This window comes from Pseudomonas sp. DC3200b2 (assembly GCF_049895785.1).
GTDB classification, from domain to species: domain Bacteria; phylum Pseudomonadota; class Gammaproteobacteria; order Pseudomonadales; family Pseudomonadaceae; genus Aquipseudomonas; species Aquipseudomonas massiliensis.
The window spans coordinates 171488-187035 of the sequence record NZ_JAFCTA010000002.1; the positions used below are offsets into that span (position 1 = coordinate 171488).

The window sequence follows — 15548 nt, forward strand, 5'->3', positions numbered from 1 at the left end:
TAATAGGCTCGCAAAATAGTACTCTGATCCCTAGGCTTGCAGTCATCGGGCCCACGCCCATGACCCATGCCGAGAATGACCGATGGATTTTGCCTACTCTTCACGCGTCGAAGCGCTGCGCGCGCGGGTCGTCGCATTCATGCACGCCGAAGTGTTTCCCGCCGAAGAACGCTTTGCCCAGGAACTGGCACAGGGCGAGCGCTGGCAGCCTACCCGAATCATGGAACTGCTGAAGGAGCGCGCTCGAGCAGAGGGCCTATGGAACCTGTTTCTGCCTGAGTCTGAATTCGGCGCCGGACTGACCAATCTGGAATACGCTCCGCTGGCAGAGCTGATGGGCCAGTCCATGCTTGGCTCCGAGCCATTCAACTGTTCAGCGCCGGATACCGGGAACATGGAAGTGCTGGTGCGCTATGGCAGCGAGCAGCAGAAGCAGCGCTGGCTGATACCGTTGCTCGAAGGCAGGATCCGCTCGGCATTCGCCATGACCGAGCCGGAAGTCGCTTCTTCGGACGCCACCAATATGCGCGCCACCGCAATGATCGATGGCCAGCATTGGGTAATCAATGGGCGCAAGTGGTGGACTTCCGGCGCCTGTGATCCTCGCTGCGAAGTGCTCATTTTCATGGGGCTGACCGATCCTGAGGCACCACGTCATCAGCAGCATTCCATGGTGCTGGTGCCCATCGACACCCCCGGAGTGAAGGTCATTCGGCCCCTGACCGTGTTTGGGTATGACGACGCTCCCCATGGCCATGCCGAAGTCGTCTTCGATGAGGTTCGTGTGCCCCTGGACCATGTCATTCTTGGCCCTGGGCGAGGGTTCGAAATCGCCCAGGGGCGGCTTGGGCCCGGGCGCATTCACCATTGCATGCGCTCGTTGGGAATGGCCGAGCGCGCATTGTCTCTGGCCTGCCAGCGAGCGCTGTCGCGCCAGGCATTCGGCAAACCCCTGGCCAGGCTGGGCGGTAACGCGGACCTTATCGCCGAGTCCCGCATCGAAATCGACATGGCGCGGCTATTGACCCTGCGTGCGGCCGACATGATGGACCGGCTGGGCAACAAGGTAGCGCGCAGCGAGATCGCGCAAATCAAGGTAGTAGCGCCGAACGTAGCGTTGCGCGTGATCGATCGTGCCATTCAGTTGCACGGCGGCGCCGGCGTCAGCGCGGACACGCCCCTTGCCTATATGTACGCGATGCAGCGCACACTGCGCCTGGCCGACGGCCCGGATGAAGTGCACCGGGCCGCCATCGCCAAGTATGAATTGGAGCGGTACCGAGCCCCTCACTGAAGCCAGACTTCTACTCGCCGATTGCGGGCGCGGCCACTTTCATAGGTATTGCTGGCGACGGGCATCGCCGCGCCCAGGGCAAGCACCTGTTGGGCGACGATGCCGCGCCGGGCCAACTCTCGGCGAACCGTCATCGCCCTGAGTCGGGAAAGAAGCTCGGCACGGTCCGGGTCGCTCTTGGTATCGCCGAAACCTACCAGCACAAGCCTTTTCGAATCTCGCGGATGGCTGCGCAGATAGCTGGCCAAGCGTTCCAGGTCAGCCATGGCCTTGCTGTCCAGGCTGGCGCTGGAACCGGCGAAGCGGAAATTCACCGTCAGACGCTGGCCGGCGCGTGCCAGAGCCAGGTAGCCCGCGGGCATCAGGCTGGAGGGTTGCGGATTGACCGGGTGAATCTGTTGCGCCACGAACCCCTGTTCGGCCACCAGTCGTTGACCGGCATCGCTTTGGGCGAAGCGGGCAAGGGCGCTTGCCCACGGGCTCGCGCCGCCAGCAGGGGCGTACAGGTAAAGTCGACGAGACAGCAGGTAGTCCTCGGTTGCAACTGTGTCGGTACTTGGATGCAAGGGCTGCGCCTCGCCATCACCCACGGCCAGGGCCCGGCTCTGGCGAACATAGGGCAAGCCGATGAAACCTATCGCTTGCGGGTCGTGGCTGACGGCAGCCGAAAGGTCCTCGCTGGATTCGAGTCGCGCGGCGGCAGCGGACAGGTTCAGGCCGCGGGGAGAGAGCAACAGGTCGCGAAAGGTTTCCCAAGTGCCGGAGCGGTTGTCCCTGGCGTATAGATGGATCGGGCCCAGCGGAACACCGAGCTGTTCCCACTGAGTCAACGTCCCCGCGAATACGTCCGCCAACTGAGCGGCGTCCATGCTACGCAAAGGGTTGTTCGGGTGAACGATGACGGCCAGGCCATCGATGCCAATGACGTGCTCGGCTCCGGTCAGGGCAGGGTTGGCCTGGCCGTACAGTTCCGCTTCTTCAACCGGATGGATCGGCCGCGACGCCGCTGCCAGGTCAGCGGTGCCCCGGGCCAGGGCGGCGAAGCCCGTCGCGCTGCCGTGTGCATCGATCCGGGCCTCGATCTCAGCGCCCAGCGGGTAGCGTCCTTGAACGCGCCATTCGTTGACGGCGGGCAGGGGCACGATGCCCACCGCTTCCAGCCCCCGTGCCTGGAATAGCCCTTGTATCAGGGCCGGTATCAGGCTTGTGCCGATGGTATTCGAGCCCTGTACCCGAAGCACAGACAAAGGCTCCGCGCCTGCGACCATCGCCAGAATGCTGCCCAGAAGCCATGCAAGGACGACAACCGTTCGCTTGGACCGCGACATGACGGAACACCGTTGTTGGGGGTCGCAGGATAAGACAGCCCGGTTACCGGCATGTGACAGGCCTAGCTCAACTCCAGCCAGATCGGCGCATGGTCCGAAGGTTTGTCCATGGCGCGTATGTCATGATCGATGCCGGCGGCCTTCAGGCGTGGTAGCAGCCCGGTGGAAGCCATGATCAAGTCAATGCGCAGCCCGCGTCTGGGCGAATCCTCGAAGCCGCGGCTGCGGTAGTCGAACCAGCTGAACGTATCGGACACGCCCGGGTTGAAGTGGCGCCAGGTGTCGACCAGTCCCCACTGCTTCAGCCGGCCCAGCCACTCGCGCTCTTGGGGCTGGAAGCTGCATTTGCCAGCCCGCAGCCAGCGCTTCATGTTCTCGGCGCCGATACCTATATCGCTGTCCTCGGGGGAAATGTTCATGTCTCCCATGACGATCAGGGGGCTGTCCGGGCTGTGCTCACGCTCCAGGGTGGCCTGCAGGTCTGCGTAGAAGCGGGTCTTGGCCGGGAACTTGGTGGGATGGTCCACGCTTTCGCCCTGGGGAAAGTAACCGTTCATGATAATGACGGGACGGCCGTTTTCGTCAGCGTAGCTGCCCCAGATGAACCGCCGTTGGGCATCTTCCGGATCTCCAGCGAAGCCCTTGCCCAACGCCAGGGGCGGCCTCAGGGAAAGCAGGGCGACGCCGTAATGCCCCTTCTGTCCGTGGAAGTGTACGTGATAGCCCAGCGCTTGAACCGCGGCCAAGGGAAACTGTTCGTCCGCTACCTTGGTCTCTTGCAGGCCGATGACATCGGGTCGATGCTTTTCGACCAAGGCCTGGAGCTGATGCGGTCGCGCACGAAGACCATTGATGTTGAACGAAACCATTTTCATGACGCGACCACCCACGGGAAAAACGGAAATGCTACCGAAGCTGGTCGGCCCAAGCCAGTCGAAGACCTGTAACCGGCCCGCCAGGCATCCGGTCGTGGTAGGATCCGGCCCATGAGGCATTCAGGACGAACAGGCGCAGGGCTGATTCTGGTCTTGCTGGCAACGAGCGCCACCGGGCAGGGGCGGCTGCAGGTCGAGATAAGCCCGCCGGACACAGCCTTGCGCGATAACATCGTAGCCTATGTCGGCAGCGTCGCCGACCGCGACGAGCCAGCGCTGCTGAACATGCAGCGGGCGGCGCAGGCCCAGGCGCGCAGCGCGGCCGAGGCCCTGGGTTATTACCACGCAGCGATACAGACCAAGGTCACGGGGGGCGATCAGCCCATCCTGCACCTGCGCGTTCAGCCAGGGAGCCGGGTCCGCCTGCGCCAGGTAGCGATCCGGGTCGATGGCCCCGCCGCGGCACTGTCGGATTTCAGGGTCCCCCCCGCGCTGGGGCTGGTATCCGGCGCCCCCCTGAACCACGGCCGTTATGAGGACGCCAAGCGACTCATCCAGAACCAGGCATCACGGCTCGGTTTCTTCGAAGGACGTTTCGATACCCAACGGCTGCTGATCGACCCGAGCACGGCTCAAGCGGATATCGACCTTCACTACTTTAGCGGCCCTCGTTACAGTTTCGGTCCGGTGCGTTTCGAGGGGGATTCCATCATCTCACCACAGCTGCTCCAGCGAATGGTGCCGTTTCGCCAGGGCGCGCCCTACAATGCCGACCTGGTCGCCCAGCTCAACCGGGACCTCCAGGCCACCGGCTATTTTCAGGGCGTGATCGTGGAAGCCACGCCCCAGGCCGCCGAGGGACGCTCCATTCCGGTCATTGTGCAGTTGCAGGCCCGGGCGCCCCGCACGTTCGGAATCGGAGGCGGCTTCGCGACCGACGTTGGTCCGCGATTGAAGGCCAACTGGACCCGGCACTGGACAAACCCGCAAGGCCATAGCTACGGTGCCGAAGCCGAACTCTCGGCCCCGCGGCAGAATGTAGGGCTCTGGTACGACGTACCCCTGGCTTCGCCGTTGACCGACAAGCTCAGGTATGCGGCCGGCTACCAATACGAGGAGTTGGCCGATACGGACAGCCTGAGCAAGCTGCTCACCCTCGGGCCTGAGTGGCACAGCAAGCTGTCCAGTGGTTGGCAGAGGGTCATCTCCCTGAAATGGCAACGCGAAGAGTATCGCCTTGGTGACGATACAGGTCTGAGCAACCTGGTAATGCCTGGCATCAGTTACAGCTACCTTCACAGCGATAGCCGGGTCGACCCCAACAACGGCTACCGGTTGCAGTTCGGCGCCCAGGTCGCCAAGGAAGGCCTGTTCTCAGACAACAACCTGCTACGTGGCGATGTGCAGTTGCGCGGGCTGAAAACCCTGTTCGAGCGTCACCGTTTCCTCGGGCGGCTGCAGGTTGGCGGCAGCGCCACCAATGGGTACAAGACTATCCCGCCTTCGCTGCGTTTCTTTGCCGGAGGCGATCAGAGTGTACGCGGCTATGACTACCAGAGCCTTTCCCCTGAAAATGGCGACGGTGACCACATTGGCGGCCGCTATATGATCGCTGGTAGCGCAGAGTATCAGTACAGTTTCGCGCCCAAATGGCGCATGGCTGCCTTCGTCGACCAGGGCAATGCCTTCAATGATCTGGCATTGCCCAGCCTGAAGACCGGCGTCGGCCTGGGCCTTCGTTGGGTGTCCCCGGTGGGTCCGATCCGGGTGGACCTCGCCCAGGGTCTCGATGAAGGCGGCGGGTTGCGCTTGCATTTCTCCATGGGGCCGGAGCTGTGAGCCGTCGCTGGCACCGCTGGGCGCTGGCCCTGGGGCTACCCCTGGCAGTGCTGTGTGCGGTGGCCGGGACCACGCTCGGGCTGCTCGGAACCGAGGCAGGCAGCCGCTGGGTGCTTGCGCGGGTGCCTGGCCTCGAAGTGATCGGGTTCAGTGGGCGGCTCGCTGGCCGATGGCAGGCCGAGGAACTGCGCTGGAGCGACGCCTCCGGCCCGCGGTTGTCTGCCCGGGCTCCACGTCTGGAGTGGCGGCCTTCCTGCCTGCTGAGGCTAAGCGTTTGCCTGGGCCAGTTGCAGGCACGACAACTGGCCATTCAGTCGGCGCCTTCGACCTCGAGCGAAAACGCCCAGCCGTTCCGTCTGCCCGAGCTACGGATGCCGTTGAGCCTGGAGCTCGGGGAGGTGGCCATCGATGAAGTACGCCTGGACGGCGCGCCCTTGCTGAGTGAGCTGCGCCTGGCCGCGCGCTGGGACGACACCGGGCTTAGCCTGGGCGGATTGCAGCTCACCTATGCAGGCCTGGCACTGGATATCCAGGGAACACTCGCGCCTGCCGGTGACTGGCCACTGCGGGCCCAGCTCAAGGCTCAGTTGCCTGAGGTAGCAGGGCAGGCCTGGTCACTCTCGGGCAGCCTCGATGGAGCGCTGGCCGGAACCTTGAACCTGAAGGGAAGAAGCACGGGTTATCTCGAGGCAGACCTGCTCGCTGAGCTGCAGCCGCTGGCCGAGCACCTGCCGGCGCGGCTTACCCTGACCAGCGCAGCCTTTGTGCCCAGTCCGGGCCTACCTGCGAGCATGACCTTGGAAGCCATGGAGCTGCATGCAGAAGGTGATCTTTCCCAGGGTTACAGAGTGCGTGGGCAGGGCCGTCTGCCGGGATCCGAAGGCGCCGTGGCCGTTTCTCTGGACGGCACCGCCACTGCCCGCGGCGCAGAGGTCAAGGCGCTGAGCCTCGTGGCGGCACAGGATCGGGAACTGAGGCTGGAGGGTTCGCTTGATTGGAGCGAAGGCTTGAAGGGGGTCGCGCGGATAGACTGGCAGGACTTTCCATGGACCAGTCTGTATCCCCAGGCCTCGGTGCCGACCGTGGTGGCCAAGCGTCTGCAGGCGCAAGCCAGATACGCCGATGAAGGCTACCAGGGCACGCTCAAGGGCGAATTCACCGGGCCTGCGGGGCCTTTCAGCGTCGATACACCCTTCCAGGGCGATCTTCGAAGCGTACAGCTGCCGGGCTTGCAGCTCAGGGCTGGCAAGGGTGCCTTGAACGGAAACCTGCGGTTGGGTTTCGTCGAGGGTATCGATTGGGCCGCAAAGCTGGAGCTTGCGGCCCTCGATCCGGCCTATTGGGTGGCGGCCTTGCCGGGCAGCCTGGCTGGACGCCTTGACAGCCAGGGTCATTGGCAAGATGGCCAGCTCGACCTGATCGCAAATGCCTCACTGGACGGGCGTCTGCGTGGACAGCCGGCTCGACTGCAGGGCCAACTGAAGGGGCAGGGTACCGACTGGCGTGCTGAAAAGCTATACGCCAGCCTAGGCGCCAACCATCTGAACGCCGAGGGCAGCAGCGCGCAGCGGCTCTCTGGTCGCCTGGCTTTGGACGCGCCCCGGCTCGACCAGCTTTGGCCGGGCCTGGCAGGCGCCTTGAAAGGTGAACTGAACCTGGCGGGGACACTCGATCAGCCGCAAGGCCAGTTCAGGCTCCATGCTCAACGCCTGGCCTGGGCAAATTACCATTTGCAGGCACTCGCCCTGGACGCCGCCCTGGACGCCCATCAACAAGGGAAGCTGTCGGCCAAGGGTAAAGGGCTGGCAGTGGGCGACACGGCGCTGGGAACCTTTACCGCCGAGGCAGGCGGCGATGCCCGACGCCACCAGGTCAAACTGGACCTGGCGGGAACACAGGCGCACCTGGAACTGAGCACCGAGGGGTCCTGGCAAAGGGGAGCCTGGAAGGGGCGACTGAACCGTGGCCAGGTTGCGTTCGGCCAACAGGCCTGGGCGCTTCAGGCGCCGGCGAGCCTGCAGCGACTGGCCGATGGTCGGATCGAACTGGGCGCTCATTGCTGGCGCGCTGGCACGGCCAGTCTATGCGCGGACGACCAGCGCCTGGCCCCGGATCCCCGCCTTCGTCTGCGGCTGCGGGACTTTTCCATGGCCAGCCTGCGACCCTGGATGCCCCAGGGCATGGAATGGAAAGCGGTGGCAAACGCAGATCTCCAACTGGATCTTGGGGGCGCAGGGCCGAGCGGAAGCCTGGGCGTGGACCTGAGCAACGGCACCCTGCGGGTTGAGCAGGACGAGCAGGTGCTGGACCTGCCTTACGATAGCTTGCGCCTGACCAGCACCCTGGCGCCACGGCGGGTGGTCAGCGACCTTGCGTTCGAAGGGCGGGCGCTCGGGCGGCTGCAACTGCGTGCCATAGTCGATCCTCTTGGGGCCGGCAAGCCTCTGTCAGGCAACTTCGCGCTCGAAGGGCTGGATCTTGGGCTGCTGCGGCCCTTCGTGGAGCAGGCGCAGGAGGTTGCCGGGCGCTTGCGTGGCAGCGGCCAATTGAGCGGAACCTTGATGGCGCCTCGCGTGGAAGGTGCCTTTTCGCTTGCCGGGGGTGCCTTGTCGGCGCCTGGTCTTCCTATCAGCGTGCGCGATGCCACCTTGGATGCCAGGATGGTCGGTAACCGCCTTCATCTGGAGGGTGGCTGGCGCAGCGGCGAACAGGGAAGCGGGCGCATCAGCGGCGACATGGATTGGGCAGGGCCGTTGCAAATGGCCGTCGCCTTGCAGGCCAGCAAGCTGCCGGTTGAAGTGCCGCCCTACGCGAAAGTGGAGGCCGGTGCCGATCTTCGCCTGACCCTGCGGGACCAGGCACTGGCATTGGCCGGTACGGTCCGGATCCCCAGGGGCGCCATCACGGTCAGGCAGTTGCCGCCTTCGACCGTAAAGGTGTCCCAGGACGCTGTGGTGGTCGGGCGCGAAGGACCGACCCGGTCCAGCTCCAACCTCGCCATGGACATAGATGTGCAGGTGGGAGACGAAAAGCTGACCTTCAACGGGTTCGGTTTGCAAGCCGATATCGCGGGAAAGCTGCACATAGGCAATGATCTGGATACGCGCGGCTCCCTGGAGTTGCGCAATGGTCGCTATCGCGCATACGGCCAGCGTCTTACCTTGCGTCGGGCGCGGCTGTTCTTCGCCGGGGCCGTGGACCAGCCCTACCTTGATGTGGAAGCCATTCGGCAGACCAGCGACGTCATCGCCGGCATCCGGCTCAGCGGAAGCGTTCAACAGCCAGTCAGCGAGGTATTCGCTGAGCCGGCCATGAGTCAGGAGCAAGCCTTGTCCTGGCTGGTGCTGGGGCGGCCCCTGAGCACTGAGGGAGAAGACTCCAATCTGTTGGCACAGGCGGCATTGGGACTCGGCCTGATGGGCAGCTCTTCGACGGCCGGCCATCTGGCACAGAGCCTGGGTATTCAGGACTTCCAACTTGATACCGAAGGCTCGGGCGACAAGACTAGCGTAGTGGCCAGCGGTAACCTGACCGACCGTTTGACCCTGCGTTACGGAGTCGGGGTGTTCGAGCCGGCGAATACGGTCGCCTTGCGCTATGCCCTGACGCGGCGGCTTTTCCTGGAAGCCGCCAGCGGCCTGGCCAGTTCGCTGGACCTCTTTTACAAAAGAGACTTCTAGCTATCGGCTTCTTCCTTCAGCGGCGCGATCAGGCGCGTGTATTCCTCGATGAGACGATGCACCGCTTCCGGGGGCTCGCAGGCCTTGAAGGTCATGTTGATGCGTACCTCATCGGTGCCGCGCTTTTCCTGTTCAGGGTTGCCGCCAACCGTGACCAAGAAGCGAGCGCAGCCATGTTCGCCGTTTTCCAGCGGGTGGCTCAGTGCTTCGGCCTGACTGGCGGCGACCTTCACGCTGAGCTCCACGGTCATGGTATCCATGGCCAGCCCGCGGGGCGACACCAGAGTGATGAGGGGGACCTGCATGCGGTGGCGTTCATCCAGGGCCACGTCCACCATCTTGGCTTTCATTGGCGTGCCCAGGTCGTCGGGGTCATAGTCGAAGAATTGATCGAACAGCTTGATGTATTGTTGGGCAATCAGATTGTTTGCGCTGCTGGCGGCCTCATGAAGGCCGCGGGTGATGTCCCGAAGGTCGCTGGGGACCATCGGTTTCTTGCGGGAGAACATTCCCACGTAGGCTTCTCCTTGGCGAGGCGCCGCCCCGTGGACGGAGCAGCGCTGGGTAGGGTTCAGGCAGAGGTGGCGCCCGCGTCCGGGCCTCTCAAGGCGTTCGCGCCAAGAGCGTCTTCATCGATCCGGATAACAGTTCCCGGCAGCCGAACAGGCTTGAGCGCGGCCTCCGTCAGGGCATCGATCACCCTCATCAACGCCTCGGGGGGCTCCTGACGCACGACTTTGGTATTGAATGCATACCTGGCTCGGGTATCGGTCTTGCGAGTCTGAGCCCGGTTATGGCTGATCTGGCCCTTGACCGACAAGCTGAAAGGGCCCCAGCCCAGTTGCCCCTGCAGGTTTGCGCCGGCACTGGTCTGGCTGCTCTGTTCGGCAGCCTGGGAAATGGTCAGCTCGAAGTCGATAGTGCCTTCGCTGATTGCGATGTTGGGATGGGTCACCGCCGCCAATAGCGGGATCTGCATGGACTTGGCAACGGTGCCCTTGAAGACGCCGTTTTCGTCTGTGATGGTTTCGTCATAGTCGAATTTTACCGCAACCGCCTTGCCGTTCTGAATGCACACGCCCAGGAGGAAGTCTGCATAGGATTTGCTGGCGGCGGTCTGGGCCTGGATCATCGCTTGCAGAGGTCCGGCGATCAGGCGGTCCAGTGGTAGTGCGTTGATGACGGATCCGATGAGTTCGTTGTTGAGGTCAGCCATGAGGGATATCCATTCCAAGGGTCAGTACGCGGCCTCCGCCGCCGACGGTTCTGGCAAAAGGGCGGCGCGGCCAAGAGAGCATTCAGTCCGCCGCATGCCGCTGCGTCCGGCGTATGTTGCCGATCTGGCGCAGGCTCAAGCCGTAGCGGTTGGCCAGTTCGGAACGTGACCGCCCACGACTGGTCTCTTCCAGGATCTTGCGATCACGCAACTGCCGATCGAAGTGGTCGGGCTTGGGAATTTCCAGGGAAGTCCCAGCGAAGCGTGCAGTCAGCGCCTGCAAGGCGCTTGGCGGTAAAAGCTTGGCCAGGGTTGAGCGTGCCGGATTCTTGGGTATGTAGCGGGGACGGCCGCCATAGAGCCGAGTCAGCCGGTAGGCGTTCTCTACACCAATGCAGTCGATGAGTGCGCGCAGGGAATGAGGCAGCCGCGCGGTATTGATCTGGCTCAGATCGCAAGTGTCCATGATGAAATCCCTTCAGTGGATGGTCCGTTTCGCCGATTGGCGGGGCCATTGTGCAGGGGCGCTCTAGGCGCTACATGGGTAGCAGCGGCGCGAGGGAGGAAGGAAAATTCCGCCGGGATTGTAGGCTTCTGAAGGCATGGAGGCGCCAGCGCCGCTGGCGAATGACGTTGTACCAAGCCTGTTCACTCGCAAGGCTCAGCGAGGCGCAGGCTCACATGAAACAGGTCGGCGGGGGACCAGGCTTCACCTGGCCGGAGCGCGGGGGCATCGCTCCAGTCCACCGCGAGGCATAGCCCGTGGAGAAGCTTGCCGTCGATCGTGCCGATTACGACCGGATTGAAATTGCGGCGGATACGCATCCGCGAACCGCCTTCGATTTCGAGATCATCAGGCGCGTTCAGGGTTTGCCTGGCAACCGTCGGAAGCTCGCGCATCGGTACCACGAAACGCAGCCGTTCTCCGTCCGCGGCAAAGTACCCGCGCTGCCGGGTCGCTTGCCAAAGGCGCTGCCACTGGCTGGCGCCGGCATGCTCACCTAGCATGGCCGCGTAACGCCTGAGCTGAGAGGGCTCCATGCCCTGAAGGGTCAGGCCGGAGGAGAAGGCAGGGAGCACAGCGAGTGAAACGAGGATGAACCAGCGACGCATCATGACTGTCCTTGCAGGGAGAAAAGGCCTAAGCCTGAAGCACCCTGCAGGGTCAGTTAAGCAGGAACCAGTTGAAGGTGAAATCGTTTACCCAAACCCTTGCCTGCTTCGCTCAGCGTGGCTGCATGAAGCCTGGGCCACCGCCGCCCGGGCCGCCGCCATGGCCCCCACCGTGGCCGCCGCCACCGCCTCCGCCGTGGCCGCCCGGAGGCATGAACAACCAGCAGCCACTCAGGCTGGCGGTCAATAGAACTGGAATCAGCCAGGTGATTCGACGCAAAATCGGGTACTCCTCATGGATTAAACACCGCACCGCGAGGGCGGGCGCGGTACTATGATGGTCGCGCGGCTACTTTGTTGCCGTCCGTTCGTGTCCACTTGGTAAGCAATCCGATACATCGAGCCCTCCATGACCCAAATGCAGCGTTTGAAATACTCCCTTCTGTTGTCCGTCCTCATCGTCGCCATCATGCTTGGACTTTCCTGGCTTCAGACGCAGGGCCGCCTGGATGAGAAAACCTTCCAGTACCTGGCTATCGGCGTGGCCGTGGTCGCGGTCGTCATCAACGGCATCATGCGCCGGAAAGTCAAACGGTAGCCCGATCAGTATCAAGACCTGAGCGCGCGAGCCGAGCGGGGTTCATCATTCACGGCGGTTCACCAGCAGGGCCGCCAGCAAGCCTGCGGCAGCGGCAAGTCCAAGCGCCTTCAATGGATGCGCGGCCACATACTGCCGGGTCCCTTCCAGGGCGGGGGCCGTCCTGCGCGAGAGCTGGCCGGCCAGTTCACTGCCACGGCGCAGCAGTCGTCTCAATCGATGGCAGTCGCGCCGGCCGCCGGCCGAGATGCCACGCCCGTCGAGCAGCGCCTCTGACTCTTCCACCAATGCCGCGAGTTCACTGAAGGCCTGGTCCATAATCTGATCGTCGATCAATGGGTTAGAGTTTTTACGGGCCATGGCGGGCTCCTGGTTTCCACTGTGGTGATTGGGAGTCCTGATGGCCCTGAAAGTTGCAGCAGGGTGTAAACTGGGCTGCTTGAACGAACCATCGCAGGTAAGGCACATGAGTTTGAATCTGGCGAACAAGTCCTTTGCCGAGCGCCAGGCCATCGAGGTCGAGAAAGCGCGGCATTTCGATAACTGGAAGAGCAACCTGGGACGCGCCAAGGCAGAAGCGGCGCGGCTGATCGCCGAAAAACCGAGACGCAAGGGCAAATGGGCCGAATGGGTGCGTGCGGAGCTTGAACAGATGAGCCCCCCCGACTACGTCAACCTGGTGCGCTCGGAGGTGAACAAGCTGATGGCAGCCGCCCGCTGAGGGTGCTGCCGGTCAGTCGCCGAGCCCGGATGGCATCAGGGTGGCAGCATCCAGGCGACCCGTCTCCACGAAGCGCGCCGCCTTGCCCAGGCCGGGCGCGTCCAGCTTGCCTTCGAGTCGATAAGGCAAGCCAGTGCCGGCGCGCAGCGACGCAAGACCGAAGGCCTGACGCACCACCGAGAAGGCGGATACGGCCATCGGCACGTTCAGCAAGGTTTCGGAATAGCCCTCGAGGCGCCCGTGGGCCGGGCTTACGCCGCTGGCCAGAGGCTGGCCGTTGATCTCCAGCTTCAACGCGACGCCGGAATAGTCGATGGCTTCGCGGTTGGGATTCTGGATGCGCAGGCTTACATTCATGCGCCATTCCAGCTCCGCCCCTTGAGCGGGCGCGATCCCGGCCAGTTGGACGTTCAAAGGGTCATGGGCGTAGAACAATGCGCAACCGTTCAGCGCGCAGAAAATGCAAAACAGGGCGACCCGGAACGAATCGGTAAGCATGGCGAACTCCATCAGCGGTAACTGTGCGACAGTTTCGCGTTCTCTATGTTCGCCGACGAACGATTGCCGTCGCTGGACGCTTCTGGAGGTTTCATGCGTATTTCGCTTGTCACGCTTGGCCTGACATTCTGGGCTGCCGTCGCGCAGGCCGCGCCCCCGCTTCCCGGCTATCAGGCCCAGCCGTCGGTGAATCCGCTCAATAGCCCAATCCGGCGAATCAACCCCAACAGCCGACAAGGCACGGTGCCGAGCGCTCCGGCTCAACGCGATGCCTGGCAGGCTTTGCCCAACAGACCGATGCCCAGCCTGGAGAATCGCGGCATCGGCAACGGACAGGCTTTTCCGAGACCGGCGCCCGGCGCCCCGCCAAGGCCGCCGGCGCAGCGGCGGCCTTGAATCTAGGGTGTCAGCGCCCGAATCGGCTGCCCACCGTGCCACGCCAGGATGTCTTCGATCATGGCCGAATAGAAGGTTCGGTAGTTGTTCTCCGTCACGTACCCCAGGTGGGGTGTGGCCAGGACGTTAGGCAAATGGCGCAGCGGATGATCGAGCGGGAGGGGCTCCTGGTCGAACACGTCCAGCGCGGCCCCGCCCAGGCGCCCACTTTCAAGCGCCGCCAGCAACGCTTGCTCCTCCACGATCGGGCCACGGGACGTGTTGATCAACAGCGCGCCGCGTTTCATCCAGGCCAGCGCCTGGCTGTCGACAAGGTGACGGGTGCGCTCGCTGAGCACCAAGTGGATGCTCAGGATATCCGCCCGCTCGAACAAGACCTTGCGTTCTACCTTCCGGGCACCGACCGCTTCGGCGCGCGCTTCGGTAAGGTTCTGGCTCCAGGCTATCACGTTCATTCCGAAGGCCTTGGCATAGCCGGCCACTGTACTGCCGATGTTGCCCAGCCCAAGCAGGCCCAGGGTCTTGCCGGCCAGGTCCTGGCCAAGGCCCAGTTGCCAGCCGCCATTGCGTAATGAGTTGGCCTCATTCACCAGGTTACGACTAAGCGCCATCAACAGCGCCCAGGTGAGTTCGGGTGCTGCCTGGCGATAGCTCGGCCCCCCGCAGACCAGGATGCCGCGGGCCTGCGCAGCGGCCAGGTCGATGGCGGCGTTGCGCATGCCACCGGTCACGATGAGCTTCAGACGCGGCAGACGCTGAAGCAACTCGGCGTGCAAGGGGGTTCGCTCCCGCATGACGCAGAGCACAGTGTAGGGAGCGAGCCGCTGAGCCATGGCCGGAAGGTCTGCCGGGTAATCATGCAGGAAGTCTACCTGGCCGACCGAAGCCAGCGCGTTCCACTCCACCACATCCCGGGCGACCCGTTGCCAGTCATCCATCACCGCGATTCTGCATTCACTCATGGCCGTGCCGCCGCGGTGGGGGCAGGCTGCGCCAGCCACTCGATCAGGGCCCGGTGAAATCGTTCGGGCTCTTCCATCTGAGGCGCATGGCCGAGACCGGGAAACTCTACCAGCTTGGCGTTGGGAATCATCCCGGCGACTTCTTTGCCGAGCCGATCATAATGCCCCAGCCGCGCCTTGACGTCCGGCGGCGCGATGTCACTGCCAATGGCCGTGGTATCGGCGGTACCGACCAGCAGCAGGGTAGGCACCCTGAGGTTCCTGAACTCGTAGTAGACCGGCTGGGTGAAAATCATGTCGTAGATCAGCGCGGAGTTCCAGGCGACGAGGTTGTGCCCCGGTCCCTGGTTCAGCCCGGCGAGCATGCTGACCCAGCGTTCGTAGCCTGGCTCCCAACGACCGCCGTAATAGGTCTTGCGCTCGTATTCGCGAATGCTGTCGGCGCTGAGCTTGACCTCCCGGGCGAACCACTCATCCACGCTGCGGTAGGGCACCCCGAGGGCTTTCCAGTCTTCCAGCCCGATGGGGTTGACCAGCATGAGCCGCTCGGTGTCTTGGGGGTACGACAATGCATAGCGAGTGGCGAGCATGCCTCCAGTGGAATGTCCGAGGACCATCGCTTCCTTGATGCCCAGTTTCTCCAGCAGCGCATGGGTGTTGGTAGCCAGTTGTTGGAAACTGTACTGATAGTGTTCAGGCTTGCTGGACGTGCAAAAGCCGATCTGGTCTGGCGCCACCACGCGGTAGCCAGCGCTGGCCAGAGTCTTGATCGTGGACTCCCAGGTTGCCGCGCAGAAGTTCTTTCCATGCATCAGCACCACGGTATGGCCGTTGGCCTTGCTGGTGGCAGCCACGTCCATGTAGCCCATTTCCACGGTATTGCCCTGAGACTCGAAAGAAAAATGCTGCAGTGTGTAGGGGTATTCGAATCCCTCGAGTTGAGGCCCGTAGACCGGCGCCTCGGCGGCGGCGAGCGAGGTGGTGAACAGCGCCAGGAGGGCACTGGCAAGGAGGCACGATCGCATGGA

The 15548-nt window shown here is 63.5% G+C and carries 17 protein-coding genes; 6 read left to right on the plus strand and 11 right to left on the minus strand.

Features of this window, described 5'->3' with window-relative positions; translation table 11 throughout:
• Nucleotides 1-82 precede the first annotated feature (82 nt).
• Entirely contained in the window at nucleotides 83-1294 is a 1212-nt protein-coding gene (locus tag ACP691_RS06540; protein ID WP_426198756.1) for an acyl-CoA dehydrogenase family protein, read from the plus strand.
• Here ACP691_RS06540 and ACP691_RS06545 read toward each other — a convergent pair.
• Nucleotides 1288-2622, minus strand: a complete 1335-nt coding sequence (locus ACP691_RS06545) for a substrate-binding domain-containing protein (protein WP_426198758.1) — start codon at nucleotides 2620-2622, stop codon at nucleotides 1288-1290. The two genes, ACP691_RS06540 and ACP691_RS06545, sit on opposite strands and share 7 nt — an antisense overlap.
• A gap of 62 nt (nucleotides 2623-2684) precedes the next feature.
• Nucleotides 2685-3497, minus strand: a complete 813-nt coding sequence (xthA, locus tag ACP691_RS06550; protein ID WP_426198760.1) for an exodeoxyribonuclease III — start codon at nucleotides 3495-3497, stop codon at nucleotides 2685-2687.
• Between the two features lie 111 nt (nucleotides 3498-3608).
• Here xthA and ACP691_RS06555 point away from each other — a divergent pair, with 111 nt between their 5' ends.
• Nucleotides 3609-5336 (plus strand): autotransporter assembly complex protein TamA, encoded by a 1728-nt coding sequence (locus ACP691_RS06555; protein ID WP_426198762.1) that lies wholly within the window; start codon nucleotides 3609-3611, stop codon nucleotides 5334-5336.
• Nucleotides 5333-9016 carry a translocation/assembly module TamB domain-containing protein gene (locus tag ACP691_RS06560; protein WP_426198764.1) on the plus strand — a complete coding sequence of 1228 codons (3684 nt, stop codon included), beginning with the start codon at nucleotides 5333-5335 and terminating at the stop codon, nucleotides 9014-9016. Before ACP691_RS06555 ends, ACP691_RS06560 begins: the two co-directional genes overlap by 4 nt.
• On the opposite strand, the gene ACP691_RS06565 is transcribed toward ACP691_RS06560, so the two are convergent.
• From ACP691_RS06565 to ACP691_RS06585, 5 genes are all read right to left on the minus strand, one after another.
• Nucleotides 9013-9531 carry a DUF2589 domain-containing protein gene (locus ACP691_RS06565; RefSeq protein WP_426198766.1) on the minus strand — a complete coding sequence of 173 codons (519 nt, stop codon included), beginning with the start codon at nucleotides 9529-9531 and terminating at the stop codon, nucleotides 9013-9015. The two genes, ACP691_RS06560 and ACP691_RS06565, sit on opposite strands and share 4 nt — an antisense overlap.
• Nucleotides 9532-9587: 56 nt before the next feature.
• Nucleotides 9588-10232, minus strand: a complete 645-nt coding sequence (locus ACP691_RS06570; protein ID WP_426198768.1) for a DUF2589 domain-containing protein — start codon at nucleotides 10230-10232, stop codon at nucleotides 9588-9590.
• Between the two features lie 82 nt (nucleotides 10233-10314).
• Nucleotides 10315-10698, minus strand: a complete 384-nt coding sequence (locus ACP691_RS06575) for a Mor transcription activator family protein (protein WP_426198770.1) — start codon at nucleotides 10696-10698, stop codon at nucleotides 10315-10317.
• Nucleotides 10699-10880: 182 nt separating this feature from the next.
• Nucleotides 10881-11345 (minus strand): hypothetical protein, encoded by a 465-nt coding sequence (locus ACP691_RS06580; RefSeq protein WP_426198771.1) that lies wholly within the window; start codon nucleotides 11343-11345, stop codon nucleotides 10881-10883.
• A 112-nt stretch (nucleotides 11346-11457) separates the two neighbouring features.
• On the minus strand, nucleotides 11458-11625 hold the full coding sequence (locus ACP691_RS06585; protein ID WP_426198773.1) for a hypothetical protein: 168 nt from the start codon (nucleotides 11623-11625) through the stop codon (nucleotides 11458-11460).
• A 129-nt stretch (nucleotides 11626-11754) separates the two neighbouring features.
• Between ACP691_RS06585 and ACP691_RS06590 the strand changes: the two genes are divergently transcribed.
• Nucleotides 11755-11943, plus strand: coding sequence for a hypothetical protein (locus tag ACP691_RS06590; RefSeq protein ID WP_426198774.1), 189 nt, complete (start codon nucleotides 11755-11757; stop codon nucleotides 11941-11943).
• Nucleotides 11944-11988: 45 nt separating this feature from the next.
• Here the strand turns inward: ACP691_RS06590 and ACP691_RS06595 are convergent, their stop codons facing one another.
• Entirely contained in the window at nucleotides 11989-12303 is a 315-nt protein-coding gene (locus tag ACP691_RS06595; RefSeq protein WP_426198776.1) for a glycine zipper domain-containing protein, read from the minus strand.
• Nucleotides 12304-12409: 106 nt separating this feature from the next.
• Here ACP691_RS06595 and ACP691_RS06600 point away from each other — a divergent pair, with 106 nt between their 5' ends.
• A complete protein-coding gene (locus ACP691_RS06600; RefSeq protein WP_426198778.1) occupies nucleotides 12410-12664 on the plus strand; it encodes a hypothetical protein in 255 nt (84 codons plus the stop codon).
• A 12-nt stretch (nucleotides 12665-12676) separates the two neighbouring features.
• On the opposite strand, the gene ACP691_RS06605 is transcribed toward ACP691_RS06600, so the two are convergent.
• On the minus strand, nucleotides 12677-13162 hold the full coding sequence (locus ACP691_RS06605; RefSeq protein ID WP_426198779.1) for an LEA type 2 family protein: 486 nt from the start codon (nucleotides 13160-13162) through the stop codon (nucleotides 12677-12679).
• A gap of 93 nt (nucleotides 13163-13255) precedes the next feature.
• Here ACP691_RS06605 and ACP691_RS06610 point away from each other — a divergent pair, with 93 nt between their 5' ends.
• Entirely contained in the window at nucleotides 13256-13558 is a 303-nt protein-coding gene (locus ACP691_RS06610) for a hypothetical protein (RefSeq protein ID WP_426198780.1), read from the plus strand.
• A gap of 2 nt (nucleotides 13559-13560) precedes the next feature.
• Here ACP691_RS06610 and ACP691_RS06615 read toward each other — a convergent pair whose 3' ends face one another.
• Nucleotides 13561-14520 carry a D-2-hydroxyacid dehydrogenase family protein gene (locus tag ACP691_RS06615; RefSeq protein ID WP_426198782.1) on the minus strand — a complete coding sequence of 320 codons (960 nt, stop codon included), beginning with the start codon at nucleotides 14518-14520 and terminating at the stop codon, nucleotides 13561-13563.
• Nucleotides 14517-15545, minus strand: coding sequence for an alpha/beta fold hydrolase (locus ACP691_RS06620; protein ID WP_426198783.1), 1029 nt, complete (start codon nucleotides 15543-15545; stop codon nucleotides 14517-14519). Before ACP691_RS06620 ends, ACP691_RS06615 begins: the two co-directional genes overlap by 4 nt.
• Nucleotides 15546-15548 lie beyond the last annotated feature (3 nt).

Excerpts from the sequence above, each read along its gene's own strand:
- ACP691_RS06605 (WP_426198779.1), bottom strand. The coding sequence starts at position 13,162 with ATGCTTACCGATTCGTTCCGGGTCGCCCTGTTTTGCATTTTCTGCGCG.
- ACP691_RS06595 (WP_426198776.1), bottom strand. The coding sequence starts at position 12,303 with ATGGCCCGTAAAAACTCTAACCCATTGATCGACGATCAGATTATGGAC.
- ACP691_RS06575 (WP_426198770.1), bottom strand. The coding sequence starts at position 10,698 with ATGGACACTTGCGATCTGAGCCAGATCAATACCGCGCGGCTGCCTCAT.
- ACP691_RS06615 (WP_426198782.1), bottom strand. The coding sequence starts at position 14,520 with ATGAGTGAATGCAGAATCGCGGTGATGGATGACTGGCAACGGGTCGCC.
- ACP691_RS06555 (WP_426198762.1), top strand. The coding sequence starts at position 3,609 with ATGAGGCATTCAGGACGAACAGGCGCAGGGCTGATTCTGGTCTTGCTG.
- ACP691_RS06545 (WP_426198758.1), bottom strand. The coding sequence starts at position 2,622 with ATGTCGCGGTCCAAGCGAACGGTTGTCGTCCTTGCATGGCTTCTGGGC.
- ACP691_RS06540 (WP_426198756.1), top strand. The coding sequence starts at position 83 with ATGGATTTTGCCTACTCTTCACGCGTCGAAGCGCTGCGCGCGCGGGTC.
- ACP691_RS06600 (WP_426198778.1), top strand. The coding sequence starts at position 12,410 with ATGAGTTTGAATCTGGCGAACAAGTCCTTTGCCGAGCGCCAGGCCATC.
- ACP691_RS06610 (WP_426198780.1), top strand. The coding sequence starts at position 13,256 with ATGCGTATTTCGCTTGTCACGCTTGGCCTGACATTCTGGGCTGCCGTC.
- xthA (WP_426198760.1), bottom strand. The coding sequence starts at position 3,497 with ATGAAAATGGTTTCGTTCAACATCAATGGTCTTCGTGCGCGACCGCAT.
- ACP691_RS06570 (WP_426198768.1), bottom strand. The coding sequence starts at position 10,232 with ATGGCTGACCTCAACAACGAACTCATCGGATCCGTCATCAACGCACTA.
- ACP691_RS06590 (WP_426198774.1), top strand. The coding sequence starts at position 11,755 with ATGACCCAAATGCAGCGTTTGAAATACTCCCTTCTGTTGTCCGTCCTC.
- ACP691_RS06580 (WP_426198771.1), bottom strand. The coding sequence starts at position 11,345 with ATGCGTCGCTGGTTCATCCTCGTTTCACTCGCTGTGCTCCCTGCCTTC.
- ACP691_RS06620 (WP_426198783.1), bottom strand. The coding sequence starts at position 15,545 with ATGCGATCGTGCCTCCTTGCCAGTGCCCTCCTGGCGCTGTTCACCACC.